General features: G+C 51.6%; 9 protein-coding genes. 5 read left to right on the forward strand and 4 right to left on the reverse strand.

The window, feature by feature from the left end:
* Window positions 1–446 precede the first annotated feature (446 nt).
* A complete protein-coding gene (locus ACR0AW_RS19060; RefSeq protein WP_170516074.1) occupies window positions 447–1,811 on the forward strand; it encodes a sensor histidine kinase in 1,365 nt (454 codons plus the stop codon).
* Between the two features lie 688 nt (window positions 1,812–2,499).
* On the opposite strand, the gene ACR0AW_RS19065 is transcribed toward ACR0AW_RS19060, so the two are convergent.
* Entirely contained in the window at window positions 2,500–3,231 is a 732-nt protein-coding gene (locus tag ACR0AW_RS19065) for an SDR family NAD(P)-dependent oxidoreductase (RefSeq protein ID WP_480439458.1), read from the reverse strand.
* A gap of 391 nt (window positions 3,232–3,622) precedes the next feature.
* A complete protein-coding gene (locus ACR0AW_RS19070) occupies window positions 3,623–3,853 on the reverse strand; it encodes a hypothetical protein (RefSeq protein WP_170734044.1) in 231 nt (76 codons plus the stop codon).
* Window positions 3,854–5,110: 1,257 nt separating this feature from the next.
* On the opposite strand from ACR0AW_RS19070, the gene ACR0AW_RS19075 reads away from it, so the two are divergent.
* The 3 genes from ACR0AW_RS19075 to ACR0AW_RS19085 all read left to right on the forward strand — a co-directional run bounded on the left by ACR0AW_RS19075 (window position 5,111) and on the right by ACR0AW_RS19085 (window position 9,112).
* Window positions 5,111–6,433: a mechanosensitive ion channel family protein gene (locus tag ACR0AW_RS19075; protein ID WP_170395548.1), complete on the forward strand. Its 1,323-nt coding sequence runs from the start codon at window positions 5,111–5,113 to the stop codon at window positions 6,431–6,433.
* On the forward strand, window positions 6,430–8,043 hold the full coding sequence (locus ACR0AW_RS19080; protein ID WP_170734045.1) for a mechanosensitive ion channel domain-containing protein: 1,614 nt from the start codon (window positions 6,430–6,432) through the stop codon (window positions 8,041–8,043). The genes ACR0AW_RS19075 and ACR0AW_RS19080 overlap by 4 nt, the downstream gene beginning before the upstream one ends.
* A 169-nt stretch (window positions 8,044–8,212) precedes the next feature.
* Window positions 8,213–9,112 (forward strand): fimbria/pilus outer membrane usher protein, encoded by a 900-nt coding sequence (locus ACR0AW_RS19085; RefSeq protein WP_170734046.1) that lies wholly within the window; start codon window positions 8,213–8,215, stop codon window positions 9,110–9,112.
* Between the two features lie 278 nt (window positions 9,113–9,390).
* On the opposite strand, the gene ACR0AW_RS19090 is transcribed toward ACR0AW_RS19085, so the two are convergent.
* The gene (locus ACR0AW_RS19090; RefSeq protein ID WP_170734047.1) at window positions 9,391–12,534 is read right to left on the reverse strand and encodes an efflux RND transporter permease subunit; all 3,144 of its coding nucleotides are present in this window, start codon (window positions 12,532–12,534) and stop codon (window positions 9,391–9,393) included.
* Window positions 12,535–12,546: 12 nt separating this feature from the next.
* Window positions 12,547–13,623 carry an efflux RND transporter periplasmic adaptor subunit gene (locus ACR0AW_RS19095; RefSeq protein WP_170734048.1) on the reverse strand — a complete coding sequence of 359 codons (1,077 nt, stop codon included), beginning with the start codon at window positions 13,621–13,623 and terminating at the stop codon, window positions 12,547–12,549.
* Window positions 13,624–13,794: 171 nt separating this feature from the next.
* Here ACR0AW_RS19095 and ACR0AW_RS19100 point away from each other — a divergent pair, with 171 nt between their 5' ends.
* The gene (locus ACR0AW_RS19100) at window positions 13,795–14,436 is read left to right on the forward strand and encodes a TetR/AcrR family transcriptional regulator (protein WP_170734049.1); all 642 of its coding nucleotides are present in this window, start codon (window positions 13,795–13,797) and stop codon (window positions 14,434–14,436) included.
* Window positions 14,437–14,764 lie beyond the last annotated feature (328 nt).

Below are 14,764 nucleotides of genomic sequence, written 5' to 3' on the forward strand. Positions count from 1 at the left end.
CTGAAGCCGAATACTCGACTGAGGAAGCACTCGTACCCATTCTTGAGGGTATTACCGGTGCCGTGAAGACACGGACCACTCACTCGTAAGCAAGCTTCCCTCAGTCAAAGCAGCGCGCCCTTCCTCCCCCTCGGAAGGGCGCGTTGTAAGTTCAACTAAACCTGCTTTCTGTTGCTTCCTAATACCGGCCGTGAACTCCTTGTGCGTTGGCTGTCAAAAATGGCTCGATATGCTCAATCAAGTGCAGCTTGCATGGACGTCAAAGCGTTGACTCCACTGAGCTTCGCTGGGTCCGCATCGCCAGTGTTGCAACACATTCGGCCAAATTCCCCATTTTTCGAATGAAAATGCAGCTAAAACCCTCAGATCACATACTCGATCCGCCAGAACAGGTTCGTCGTTAGCCGAACAACATGGTGACGACACAAAAACCGGACTAAAGAAGAATGAAACGCTCAAACATTGTATCTGGAGCAGCCTTTACTACCGCGTTGTATGCAGCGGTTGTCATACTTCTTTCGGTTGCAGCATTGGCATTTTTGACATTTGAAAGAATTCGTGGCGACTTGCAGCGTGAAATGGACTCGTTGCTAATCGATGAAATGCGTTTCATACAAGAAATTCTGGACGATAACGACAACGATTCCGACGTGGTGCAAGCGATTGATGACGCGACACTCTGGTTGCCGTTCGACACGAGTTTGATTGGTCTGTTCGATAGTCAAGGGAAGCGTCTGGCTGGAAACATCGACGAGTACCCATCCTTTCGAGGCTGGGGGGAAATCGAAGATGATGGCATTAACCTAGGCGGTGAAAAGCGTATCCATCGTGTAAATGTGCAAACCTACCGTGGCTTCGTAATCGTGGTTGGTCGCGATCTTGCATTTGTAACAAGCACACTTCGATCGTTGGCTTGGTCTTTGGTTGCAATCGGATTAGGAGCAACGCTTTGCACGCTATTGGTTGGCTACATCACCAGCATAAGAACATATCGCAAACTTGATCAAATGGCGAAGACGCTCAACAAAGTCTCAAGAGGGGAAGTCAAAGCGAGGCTTCCGGTCGGCAAGAACAATGATCAGATAGACCGGGTTTCAAGGCTAATGAACAGCCATCTCGACAACCTGACTGCTTTGATGTCAACAACACGATCAGCCGCTGCGGCCATTGCGCATGATCTGAAGAACCCGCTCACCCATGCTTACATCACACTTCAGCAAGCGAGGGATTCACTGCAATCGGAGGGTAAATCTGTCGAAGCTATTGACCAAATTCAATCTGAACTTGATCGGCTCAAATGGACCTTTGAAACAGTTTTGCGGATCAATCGCATCGAAGAAGGCAACAGTTCAAAAGCGTTCAGCTATCTGGATTTGAATAGACTGGGTCGAGAAGCTGTTGAGAACATGATCCCGCTAGCGGAATTGAAGGCACAAAGCCTTAGTTTTGTGGAGAACCAATCAGGGCGCACACTAATCGAAGGCGATGAGGGTATGCTAAAACAGCTCTGTGCAAACCTTTTGCAGAACTCAATTGATCATTGTCCAGAGCATTCCAAGGTTCTGCTGATCGTTGAACAAGAAGAAAGCATCGTTACGCTTTCGGTAGTCGACAATGGCCCTGGCGTTCCAGAAAACACACTAGGTAAGCTTTTTGTTCCTTTCTATAAACTGGAAAGTGAACGTAACAGTGTTGGGAATGGTTTGGGGTTGGCGCTAGTGAAAGCTATTGCAGACCACCATTCGTCGCTCTTAACTGCCATAAACAATTCACCTGGGTTGACTGTTTCAATTCAATTCGAAGTTGCGTAAGGGCACTTAATAGGTGAGCGAACCTATCTTGGTGTTTACGAAACTTGGGACCGAAGAAGGTAGTCGAACAACCAAAGCCGGGAGAGACTGTCTCGAAACAGCGACCGTTCGAGGTGTCGACAGGGCGGGGATGCCCCGCTTTGATGTAATCAGGTAATTCGGCGTATCTAAACAAACCCAATATCGCTGACGGAAGCAATTCGTCGCGATGGGTGTGGATAAACTAGTAGGCCTAGATTGGCTATTGAAGAAGAACGAACTGCGTAAACGAGCCGAGTCGGATTTAACGTTGTACAACTTAATCCTGTTGGTGGCTTCAAACGGCAACTTCTAAGGCCGGCTGATCGTTGTGCGTGCATTGACTGTGTGTGCTTCAGGCTCAGCGTCTTGGAAACGCCCCGGTGGCCGACATCGAATACCAGAACCGTTTTGAAATCGGTCTAATCGGTCTTGGTATGGTTGGCTGACTGCCTAAAGCCCGTGCGGCCTGGAATATTGGGCTGCTTTGATGTGATGGAAAACCTTTGAGTCGCAAAAGGCAAAACCAGTGTGCCTATCAAAAGCCGAATGACTCAAAATCAATGGCTTACTGGTCGCCGAATGGCAAAACTATGTGTCGCCCTACACCCTTGAGAAAATCTATAAAAATCAAGTTCTTAAGTGGAGAATCGGCGAATCTCTGAACGTGTCATTTTTGATGACAATGCCAGAGTCCCTGACATTTCAGCCCATTTCGAGGGAGTTCAGAAGGTAAAAGGGGGGACAACCCGACCCAAGAGGCGATTTGCTCAGGTAGCATCGCGCGACCATGCGGCATTGCACTAACGGCTTTCTCCAAAACTTCTTTAGTCAAGACATTAAACAACGGTGTCTCAGTCATGGCAGGAGCCAGAGAATTCACACAGATCTTTTCCTGTGCGTATCGACGAGCGAGATCTTTGGTGAGAGTATCTAACGCCGCTTTTGACGCTCGGTAGTGTGGAGGGTCGAACACATCGAAATTGTAAGCTCCATTCGATGAGATATTTACAATCTTTTTGATGCCTTCGCGTACCAACATCAACTGAACCGCCTGCTGGCAACAGTGGAATGCAGAGTTAAAGTTTATCGCCATCTGCTTTTCGAGCTCCTCGGGCGGTATGTGCGGGAAGTCAGACATGAAGCAGGTGCCCGCGTTGTTTACCAAAGCATCCAGACCGCAATACTCTGACCTAATTCCATCAAAAGTATGAGCGATAGCAATGGGATCCGTTATGTCAACGCAGATAGGCGCAAAATCCGAACCTAACTCAGTTGCCAATTCACCTAGGCCCTCCTCGTTGAGGTCCAGTCCAAACACATGGAACCCATCTGCCCGCAGTTGGCGACAAATGGCTTGCCCCATCCCTCCCGCTGCACCAGTCACTACCGCTGTTTTCATAACAAATCCTCCCACCTTGGTATGTTTTGGGATACTCCGAGTTAAAGCAGAAAACTCACAACCCTTTTTTCTGAAAACCGGGAAAGTCAATTCCGTTTGAATTCAGCGCGCGTTCGTTTTGTGCTCAAGCTAGACTTTGCAAAGTCCGCTTTCTGCGCAATGTGGACATTCGTTGCGATCTAGCGAACGTCCCCATCGAGTCCGAAGCGGACGTATTTTTGCGCCTCTAAAAAGTTATTTTGGAACAAAGGGACAAACTATCTAAGTTACAAAACAGAGTTGATCGAAATTGAAGCCTGAAATCGATTATAAGCTTCCTCGATACACAGGGTTCGCGCAGTCACAAACGAAGCCGCCCACAAAGTGGACGGCCTTGAAGTATCGACACCGATCAGTTGGTCAGAGAAGCATTGCACTCACGCGCCGCTTCAATTGCCTTCTTGGTGCCAGCAAGGCTTAATTCGAAGGCAAAATTAGACTCTGGCATTACAATCATGATTTCGCGCTCCATCACGTCTGTGACGAAGTCGGGATTGTTGGCAATGAGATAACCGCCTTTGTACCCGTCCGCCAAATTAGGTGGCGCCGCTGTTGTATCGCCATAGTATAATTTGTTGTCCATGAGCAGCTAGACTTTATCATCCTCAAATTCGATGTCTGCCTTTGTAAAAACACCCATGTAGCCAAAATCTTTGTCTGGGGTCAGACCCATTTGAACAACGTTGGTATTCTCATCCACCCGTTCGATCAGGCAAGTATTTCGGCTCTAATCCACAAACATATTCCAGCCGGATTCCTCGCCATAGTTTACGAACTCTGCGTTGTCTTTTGGCAGAATATTTTTTGTCCTTGGCATGTCCTACGGTTGCTCCGCATGCAAGAACGGCAGCGGCAGCAAGGGTCTTAGTTGTCGTTTTCATAGGAACAATCCCATTATAATATTGCAGAATGAAGATATGAGGGAAAACCAAAAACGCGAACCTTCAAACTAAAATGAATGGCTGCGTCCTTTCAAATGGTTTGAAAAGCAGGTGGTAATGAGGCCAACACGTGCGCCATCGACCAAACCAGAAGTAGAAGGTCCAGTCGGTCGCTCTGCAAAATGGAAACTCATTATATCCCCATCCCCCAAAAAAACCCGCATCGTTCGGAGGGAAACCAGGTGAACAACGCGGGCGGTAGTCTTGGGGTTTTGGTGTTACGGTACTGATTGAAAGATGGATCAAAGTTCCCCGCGTCACCTCTATCTGGGATGATGGGCAACGCGGGGATTTAGTCTGACCATGGGACTGGCCAGACTAAGTCGAATGTGCGGTTGGCCGCTGTTCGTCAACCAAGTTGGCATGAGCGCAAATTCTGTTCGCTACAGTCAAAGTTCGTCACCCGCCATCTGCACAGCGCCGCCACGTTTTCTGAAGCGGGCGTGTAAGCTGGAATAAACAAGAATTTCTCATGCACGCGAGAGCAAACTTTTTGGCGCGCGTAAAATTACTTGATTTGTTGTACTTTAGATTCAAGTATTCGAATGCGTGGCGAATTTGTATTACCTCTGTTGCTCGCGCATTCGCCAGACTTGTCTGGTCGCCTCCTGGAGACGCAAGTGAGTGGTGTCGCCAGGAGGCCGTTATTCTCGGTTTAATGGGTCTAATGGAAAAGGCTTCCAATTCTACGTGCACGGCAAGTCTATGACCCTTTTGCGGAAATTTCTGTTTCATTCGCAGATATGTGGTTCCGCGAATTTGAGAGATTCTCTATATCGACGGCGACCCAAAAATCCGTAGGGTTCGTCACAAGGAAATATTCAAACATAAACATAAGTCTGGATTTGTTGCGTCTGTGTGTGCTCTCTTCGACCGTTAAAGAAGTAAGGGACAGACAGATGAGACGAGCACTGAGAACGTTGAAGATTTGGTCATTCATTTGGTTCACGGCATTAGCGAGTGCTTTTCCTGCCGGCGCGCAAGAGACTGAGGCCGACCAAGAGGCTGTGGAAGTCGAGAATGACGATCTAAAAAAAGCAGTCGTTGATGAGATGATTGCGGCTGATGATCTCGAGATCCTACTTGTTCCCCTAACCGCGGAAGAGCTTTCCCAAGTCGCTGGTACTTGGCAGAGTTATGTGCGCTCTCGGCTCGAAGAAGTCGCGCAAGTAAACTTGCAACTTCGGTCGGCGAGCGGAGCTCGGGAAGACAACTTGCGGTCTCAGTTGTCCTCTTTGAACGACTCTGGATCAGAAACTCTCAACAACTATCGTCTGGTGCTCGAAGCATGGGCCCTGAAAGGCGCGAAGGCGGAAGATCTAGAACCGCATTCTGACTATATTCTCGCGTTGAAAACGGGAGCCCTAAAAACTACCGACCTTCAAACGCTTTTTCAGAACGCTTGGGCCTGGTTGTTCTCGTGGGATGGGGGCGTAGGCCTGCTGATGGCCGGTCTGGGTGTTTTGTTGGCAGTTTGGGCCATGATGTTCATTGCTCGGATGGTGCGCCGGGTCACTGAACGGGGTCTGAACAAAATTCCAACTATCTCCAGAATGCTGAAACGCTTCATTGCCACCGCCGTATACTGGGCCGTTTTCGTCCTTGGTATACTCGTCGTTTTAGCTTTGTTCGGAGTTAACGTCACACCGCTTTTTGCTGTGCTCGGTGGTTTGTCGTTCATCCTAGGTTTCGCATTGCAGGAAACGCTGGGAAACCTCGCAAGCGGTCTGATGATCATGGTCCTCAAGCCATTCGACACTGGCGACTATATCCAAGTGGGCGGTTCATCTGGGTTTGTGGATGAGATGTCGGTGGTTTCAACCAAGATCAGAACATTCGACAACCAGATTATTATAGTTCCCAACAGCAAGATTTGGGGGGATGTCATTACCAATGTAAGTGCATCCGAAGAACGTCGGGTCGATCTGGTCTTTGGTATCGCCTATTCGGACAACGCTGCCCAAGCAATTGAAGTGCTCAAAGACTTGGTTGCGCATCACCAGCTTTGTCTGAAGGCACCAGAACCTGAAATTTTCGTGGGTGAGTTGGGAGACAACTCCGTCAACATCTTCTGCCGTCCATGGTCCAAGTCTGATGACTATTGGACCGTTTATTGGGACCTGACCGGTCAAGCAAAAGAGCGGTTTGACAAAGAAGGCATATCTATACCGTTCCCGCAACGCGATGTGCATATTATTCCCGCAGAAGGAGCAAAATCATGAGGGCCCTTACGCTATGGTTACTGCCTCTTCTATTTTCCTGCACTGTTGCGCTTGCTCAGTCTGAAGAAATCCTCGCACCAGCTGAAGAGAGAGAAGATCCCGAGTTTATTGCGCCGGTGATAGTGGATGGCGAAGAATTGTTCGTGGTTCGCGGTTCAAGTGCGCTGCCCGCAACCGAACGAGCGAGAAAAATTGAGGAGCGGATCGCTCAAGTCGCCAATGCATCCACGAAAGCTTCAGTACAGCTTGAGATTTCGGACGCCGAATTTGGGAAAATGATACGCGTTGACGGGCAGATGGTTACGATCACCACCCAAGCTGATGCTGAGCACGAACAAATGGTTATTGAAGTTCTAGCTGGGCTTCAGTCCGAAGCGATTGAGACTGCAATCCTTCAATACCGAGATGCTCGGTCCAATGAGGGCCGAGTAGATAGTGCGATGGCTGCCTTTGCTTGGACAGCAGTCTTTGCCCTCACTTCTTATGCGTTTTTTGCGAAACGGCAAATGTTATTAGACTACTTTAGAAACATCTTGGAAAAGAGAGCTGAAGGTGTTGAAGAAGCCACGAAATCGCTCTTGAGAAGCAGGGCAATCGCGTCGATTATCGTCTATTCAATACACATATTGATGTGGGTCCTGTTTCTGTTCTTTTTCTACTACTACCTTTCATTGGTGCTGCTCTCCTTTGCCGAGACCCAGGGCATTGCCCAGATCCTCTTGAAGTATGTCAGCGAGCCGCTCGTAACCGTCGTTTTGGCAATTGTTGAATATATCCCCAACTTGATCATGCTCGCAATCATCGCAGCTGTGACAAGGTTGGGAATTCGAGGCCTCGATCTTTTTTTCGACAACGTCGAGAGCGGCGCTTTCCAACTGAAAGATTTTGAAGATCATTGGATTGCACCAACAAAAATGCTGTGCAGGGCTTTGCTGATTGTTATCGCGCTGGTGTTTGCCTACCCTTATATTCCCGGATCTGACTCTCGAGCCTTCCAAGGCCTGACTATCCTTGCCGGTATCATGGTATCGTTAGGGTCGAACACGGTCGTCTCGAATATGATGGCCGGTCTGTTTGTCATCTATAGACGCAGTACCAATGTCGGTGATCGAATTCAGGTTGGCGACAAGATTGGGGATGTAACCGAGATCAAACTGATGGAAACACTCATTAAGTCGATAAAGAACGAGATGATTAGCATTCCAAATGCACAGCTGCTCAACTCCGAAGTCGTAAACTATTCGCGCAAAGTGGATGGTCGAGGGCTGTTGGTTCACACGACAGTAGGGATCGGATACGAGGAGCCACCAAAGAAAATCAAAGCGATGCTGATAGAGGCAGCTCATCGTACTCAAGGGTTAAGAAAGAACCCTGAACCTTTTGTGCTTTGGACGCAGCTGGCTGACTACGCAATCAATTATGAGATCAACGCATACACTTCGCGCGGATCGAGCTTGCCTAAGATTTTGTCCGATTTGCGCGAAAACATTGTCGATGTGTTTAATGAAAACGGAACACAGATAATGACACCGTCGTACATTGCGGACCCGCCGGAACCCAAAGTTTCGTCAGAGGAATGGGACGGCAAGCTTGCTCATCACGCTGAATAAACTGCATTCAGCTATAGGTTATCAGTGTCAGTGCTTAAGCTTCGTATTGTATAAATATGTCATTGAGTAGCCATGTCTCCGCAGTCCACAGAGCCGACCATTAGGGACTTGAAACGCTCGTTCAGGAATGGCAACTCAAAAGGAATCAGCGTCACGTGGGAAATGCCAAATGAAAAACCTTCTTCTGACGTGCTGCTTTGGAGCTATTTCTCTAGGATTTGCAGCGTCACCTTCAGCCGCGCAGCCCCGGCTAGGTTGGGCGTATCAGGTTGATGGACTTGGTGCGTTTCAGGGGGACGCGGATTTGAGTGACGGCGGTGAATTCTCTGCAAGCCGAGCATTTCTACGTGCTACCGCACTTTACAATCTGGAAGGAGGAAACTCCATTGGGCTTTCAACCAGCTTCGGCAAGCTGGACTATAGCTTCAGTCAATCGAACAATCAGCCATGGGAGAACATCCGTGACTTTCGCGTTTCTGTTCCCCTGCGATTTCGTGCGAGCGATACAGCAACAGTTTTTGTGTCACCGCAGATCAGGTGGGATTATCAAAGTGGAGCTTCCTCATCTGATGGCAGGACCTACGGTGTTTTTGCGGGTATTGCTTGGCAACTTAACGAGCGTCTGACGATAGGACCGGCCTTTGGCGCGTTCTCTCAATTTGACGATGGTGGTACAGATTTTTTTCCGGCCCTGCTGATCGATTGGGACCTAAATGATCGCTGGAACTTGAACACTGGCTCAGGGATTGGAGCGACACAAGGCCCCGGGTTGACCCTGAGCTATACGTTGACTGAGACCATAGATCTTTCCTTAACCGCACGATCGGAGAGAATTCGATTCAGGTTAAATGGGGAAGGTCTCGCGCAGGACGGGGTGGGCGAAGACAAGAGTATCCCCGTCGTACTTTCCGTTGGATACAACCCAAATCCTGGAGTTTCATTGAGCGTATTTGCAGGCGCAGAATTTGACGGCCGCCTGACGCTAGATGATGCGAATGGAGCGGAAATTAGTCGTCAGACCTATGAAACAGCACCATTGGTTGGGCTGGCGTTTAGGGTCAGGTTCTGATCACAGCATTGAGCCTGTTTGCCAATTGTGCGCGGAGTTATTATTGCGTCTGAGTTCGAACGTCCGCTTTGTCCGCAAAGAGGTCTGTTAGCTGGAACGCAGCGAAGGTCTGCACCGAGCCCACTTTGACCGATGCTGCGCGATGCCCCAATTACAGCAATGCGCAGAAACCAGACTTTGCAAAGTCCGGCGTGCGGCCCATAGCAGAAAGTGAACCCCGCTTCGAACAACGACGGCTTTGAAACATACCAATTTGCAAGGAGAAGTAGTCTCTATCCTCACTCTGCCACAAGCGCAACAATAGCTTCTTGAGGCTGGGAATGCTGGTTGTTTGCCTCAAGCGGTTGGTCAAGCTTTCCACGATGCACCAGGGCGAACATTGGCGGAGTGAAATAAAACGATACGACAGTCGACAACAGTACGCCCCCAGCGATTGCAACGGCGAATGGCGGCCAAAATGCTCCTCCAGCTATGATCAGGGGTAGGAAACCACCAAAGGTTGTGACCGTTGTCGAGATGATATGCCGACTTGAACCAGTCACAACACGCGCCATCGCCACCCGGTCGCCTTGGCTTGCGTCAACGTCTTGTTGCAACCCGGTTAAAATTATTATCGCCGCGTTGATCGAAACCCCGATCGAGCCGATGACACCGATAATCGCCGTTATTCCGAACGGGAATTGCATAACGGCCAGCGACAGTATTGAAAGGCCTGCAGACAACACGCACACGACCAATGTCACGAGCGTCAGCCGGAACGAGTTAAAGGTCAGAACGATAGTCGCGATGGAGAGCGTGACAATCAAACCAACAGAGGCAAGCAGATTACCCACGGTGTTAGATCGGGCATCACTGTCGCCGCCTAAGGACATCGAATAGCCTTGCGGCAACACAAACCCGGACGCATCAAGCGCTTCTAGAACGTCCTGCAAAGCCTCTTCGGGCAAAACACCGGGCACGATAAACGCCTGTATGGTGTTCTCGCGTACGCCATCCGTTCGGGTTATGACGCTCTCTGCAGGTTCGATAACCGGTCTGGCTAGTTCCGACAAAGGTACAGCGGGGAATACGCCGGTCGCGGATATGGCGGCAGCGTTCGGCAGCAGGATGGGCATACTGACAATGGCGCTTAGGTCTGATCGCACCTCGTCACCCAGTCGAACACGCACCGGCAACTGTTCGGTCCCTTCGATCAGTGATCCACCGGTAATGCCAACAAGCGTCGTGTCCAGCTGACCAGCTATATCCGCCACATCCAGTCCCAGCAGACGCGCGTTGACCTCATCAATCTCGAACAGGATTTGAGGGTTGCCGCCGTTCACGCTGGCGCGCGCCTGGGTTACTAGATCGAGATTGGCCATGACTGAACGCACCTCGTCGCCCAGATTACGCAGAACCGTGATGTCCTGCCCCTGAATTTTGACTTCAACCGGTGCGGCGACCGGAGGGCCCTGCACAAGATTGCGAACGATGATCTGCGCGTCAGGAAAGTAGGTATCCAGACGACCCTGCAGCGCTCCGACAAGGCGGGCCGCGTCATCGGCCGTGTCAGTTGTGATCATGGCTTGTGCAAACCCGGGCTCGCGTGAACGGTTGCCAACGATGTTGTAGTAGAATGCCGGGCCGGACTCTCCGACCGTCCAGTAGACACTTTTGACGCCGTCGTCAGCCAGCAGCATTTCATCGATTTGGCGGGCGGTTGCTTCGGTGGTGGCAATTGACGTTCCACCCGGCATGTCGACTTCGATATAGAATTGGTTGCGGTCGACGCCCGGGAAGAATTGCGCGGTCAGCGTTGGAAAGGCCGCAAAGCCAAGCACCGGCAAGATCAATGCCAACGCGATAGATCGCACCGGATTGGTGACTGACCATCGAATTGAGGCCTCGAACATACGGGCAAGTGGCGGGATGCTGATACCGCGGCTCAGCATTCCTGCGTCTGGGCGATCGGACAGTAGCCAGCCCGCAATCGCTGGAGTCACAGTCAAGGCCACAACCAGGGACCAAACAAGCATCAGCACCACGGCGATAGCGATAGCACCGACAAAGTCGCCGGCGGGTCCCGGCAGCAAGATCATCGGCGTGAAGGCAAGCGCTGTAGTGACGGTCGACGCCAGCAAAGGCGCGGCCAACCGGCGAACAGCATCTCGCACGGCTGAAAGTCGCTCCATCCCATCCTGCAGACGACGTCGAATTTCATCGGTCATCACGATGGCTGCGTCAACAAGCAGACCGAGGGCAACGATCAGACCCGTCACGGACATCTGGTGAATGGGCAAACCGATCATGTTCATCGTCGCCAGGGTCGCCAATGAGACAACCGGCAAAACCAAAGCCACGATCGCGGCTGCCCGAACACCTAACGTAACAAACAAAACTGCCACAACCAGAGCCACGCCAATGGCCATGTTGACCCCAACCTCTGACAAACGATCCGTCGTGTACTGGCTTTGATCAAACAGCAGTATTTCCTGCATGCCCAAAGGTACCGCTGCGGCGCCGGCCTCAAGCTCATCCCGTAGAAAGCCTGTCCAGCGGTCGATCTGCACACCGTCCTGCGCCAGAATTCCGACCAAAACGGAGGGCATCCCGTTGGCAAAAGCGATTGAGGACTGCGGTTCGCGTGCGCCCCGGTCTACGCTGGCAATATCGCCGAGCTGCACCACTGCACCGTCCGCGTTTTCACGCAGGACGATGCTCCGAATGCGATCCAGACTCTCAATTTCTCCGCTGACGCCAATGGTTAGGTCGACATCGGATTGCAGCCGCCCAGACTGAACCTTCCCATCTGCTTCGGCGATCCGCTGGGAAATCTCGGCAGCGCCAAGCCCAAGCGCAGCGGCCTTGTCCATATCGACACTTACGAGCACCTCTTCCTCTGGCTGACCGAAATAGTCGACGGCTCGTGTCGCAGGTATCGCGCGCAATCTGTCACCCAATGCTTCGGCATGACGAGACAGCAAAGTTATCGGGAAGTCGGGGTCCTCGGCCGCAACTGCAATGACAGCGGAATAGGCAGCAATACCCTCGGCATCGAATTCCGGTGGCAATACTCCTGCCGGGAAGTTCTGGCGCGCATCTTCCACGGCGTCCCGAGCCTCGGCCCAAACCTGCTCAATGGTGGCTTCGTCTAGTGTTTCCAGCAATTCAACAGAAACGACCGACACGCCCGAGCGGGAGACAGAACTGATCTCATCCACCTCGGCGATCTTTCGCAGTTCTTCTTCGATTTCTGCGGTAACCAGTGCTTCAACCCGTTCGGGGTCTGCGCCAGGAAACTGCGTGGTTATGGTTGCGAAGAGGTTGGTGATCGTGGGGTCTTCCTGTCGCCCAAGCGATAGGAACGAAGACAGCCCTGCAGACACAAGCACCAAAATGATGAGGGCAACCAGCCGGGGATGGCGAAAGGTAAGGGTTTCCATCAAATCGCTCCGTTACTCGCCAGTGTCGAAGGCGACGCGCTGACCAACGCTCACCCGCTGCGGACCCTGATCGATCAGGACGGTGCCTTCCGGAAACGCGCCACGCACAAAGACGCGGTCGTCTTCGGCATGCAGCACTTCGACCGTCGCCAGGCGCACAGTCTTTTGCGCGTCGGCAACCAGCAGTGTCCATTGCCCGCGCGTTCCTTCCTTCAGCGATGTTGTGGGCACCCAGGTTCCCGCACTTTGGACAGGATCGAGTACATGCACACGTGCGGTTTGTCCGAAAGCAACGTCGGGAGCGTTTTTCAGATCGAACAGCGCAGTGCGGGTTCGGGTCACCGGGTCAATATCGGGCCGCAAGGTTGCAAGCTCAGCCCGGTAGCTTTTAGCTGATATTTCGATCTCAACATCAGTCAGAAGCGCCGGATCAACATCGAGAGGAACACCGATCCGAACCTGCGGCGACACGACCTCGACCATTCCCAGAACCAGCTCGCCCGAGCGCAGAGTTTCGCCGCCGTCCACGTGTCGCGCGGTTATTTGACCGGCAAATGGGGCCTCGATGCTGGATTTCTCAATCCGAACGGTAACATCGCGCAAGGCCGCATCCAACTCGCCAATTCTGGATAACAATTCATCTTGCTGAGAAACGGCTTCGTCCAAACGGGCTTGACTGGTAAAGCCTTGTTCAATGAGTTTCGCGTTTCGCTCGACCGTCTTTCTTGCAAATGCAAGCTGGGCTGCAATGGCATCGCGTGATGCTGTCAGACGGTCGCGTTCGACCTCCAGCAGTGCAATGTCCAGTGTCACAAGAAGTTGACCTTTGGCAACCTTGTCACCCTCATCCACCAGAATTTGATCGAGCGTCCCGTTCAGCTCGAAAGAGATATCTGCCGAACGCTGAGGTTCGACCTGCCCGATGAACACACGGTCGACTGTGTAAGCGCTCTCGGACGTTATCGGCGTCACGGATACCGGGGTCACAGCGGCGGCATCAGGTGCGGGCACCGCCTCCGCTCTACGGGTGAGCTCGGATGCGCCAAAGTGAACGGCGGCCGCTGCAACGGCTATAAAACTGACGGTCACTCCCAAACGCACAGTGCCGCGTAACACACGTGCAAATAGGCTCGGTTTGGTCGCTTCAGTAGATGAATTGGCAGGATTCGGCATTTGGGGACCTCATCAAGTTAGCGTCTCTAACATATGTTAGAAGTTCTCACTTTGACAAGAGATACGTGATCTGGCACATGTTGGATCATGAGCAGCACCGAAAAAAATCATTCGACTAGCAGACAAACGGCTGGTCTTTCCGTCAGCAAGAAAGCCTATCATCACGGTGATCTCCGCGCTGCACTGATCGAAGCAACCCGACAGTTGGTAGAAGAAAAAGGTCCGGACAGTTTTTCCGTATCCGAGGCGTGCAGACGCGCGGGCGTATCGACTGCGGCACCTTACAAGCACTTCAAAGACAAGACAGAAATGCTGGTCGCCACTGTCCTTGAGGGAATGGATCGGCACCGAGACAAAATGCTTACTGCGCTGGAAGGCGTTCCTGAAGGATCTCCCGAGCGCATTACCGCCATAGGGATGGAGTATATTGCCTTTGCGTTAAATGAGCCCGGGATCTTCAGACTGAAATTTGGCGGCTTCACAGACCGCATCGCGGATCCCCGGCTGGAGGAAGGCGGCCAGCAAAGTTTCGGGATTCTTTTGACTGAAGTAGCAAAATGTCTCGGTGAACCGGGAATCACAGACGAAGTTCGCCGCCGTGGTTTTTTGTTGTGGAGTTTCGTGCACGGGCTGTCCTTCATTTTGCATGACAAAGGGCTTGCGGAGAAAGGTGAAGAATTCGATCTTCATACCCTTCTTGAGGACGTTTCGGAAAGAATGCTGAGTTGAGCGTTCTCACACTAAAACGAATTCAACCAAGCACTCATAGCAGACGATCTAAGCCGCTGTCACGCCTGCGCCTAAACGATTGCTCTGGTTCACATAGAAGACATTTTTGGAAAGCGCCGCCAATGTCGGCTATCCAGAATCGCAAGGTCTCGTCGTGAATGTCGGCTTCGGGTTGAGCCAGTATTACCAGTTAGGGTGTACGGCAGAAGCTTTGTTCCAAAGCCTCCGTTTCGCAACCCGGAGTTATGCACGCGCGTTCGTTAGCTGGGAACGTCCGCAGGCGCCAGGATCGTCATTCCCACTCGACCTGCCACAGCCATGATCGCCG

The sequence above is a fragment of the Ruegeria sp. C5 genome, from assembly GCF_056537605.1.

What these genes read in the sequence shown, in the direction of transcription:
- ACR0AW_RS19075 (WP_170395548.1), top strand. Translation starts at nt 5,111, where the DNA reads ATGAGACGAGCACTGAGAACGTTGAAGATTTGGTCATTCATTTGGTTC.
- ACR0AW_RS19080 (WP_170734045.1), top strand. Translation starts at nt 6,430, where the DNA reads ATGAGGGCCCTTACGCTATGGTTACTGCCTCTTCTATTTTCCTGCACT.
- ACR0AW_RS19085 (WP_170734046.1), top strand. Translation starts at nt 8,213, where the DNA reads ATGAAAAACCTTCTTCTGACGTGCTGCTTTGGAGCTATTTCTCTAGGA.
- ACR0AW_RS19090 (WP_170734047.1), bottom strand. Translation starts at nt 12,534, where the DNA reads ATGGAAACCCTTACCTTTCGCCATCCCCGGCTGGTTGCCCTCATCATT.
- ACR0AW_RS19065 (WP_480439458.1), bottom strand. Translation starts at nt 3,231, where the DNA reads ATGAAAACAGCGGTAGTGACTGGTGCAGCGGGAGGGATGGGGCAAGCC.
- ACR0AW_RS19060 (WP_170516074.1), top strand. Translation starts at nt 447, where the DNA reads ATGAAACGCTCAAACATTGTATCTGGAGCAGCCTTTACTACCGCGTTG.
- ACR0AW_RS19100 (WP_170734049.1), top strand. Translation starts at nt 13,795, where the DNA reads ATGAGCAGCACCGAAAAAAATCATTCGACTAGCAGACAAACGGCTGGT.
- ACR0AW_RS19070 (WP_170734044.1), bottom strand. Translation starts at nt 3,853, where the DNA reads ATGGACAACAAATTATACTATGGCGATACAACAGCGGCGCCACCTAAT.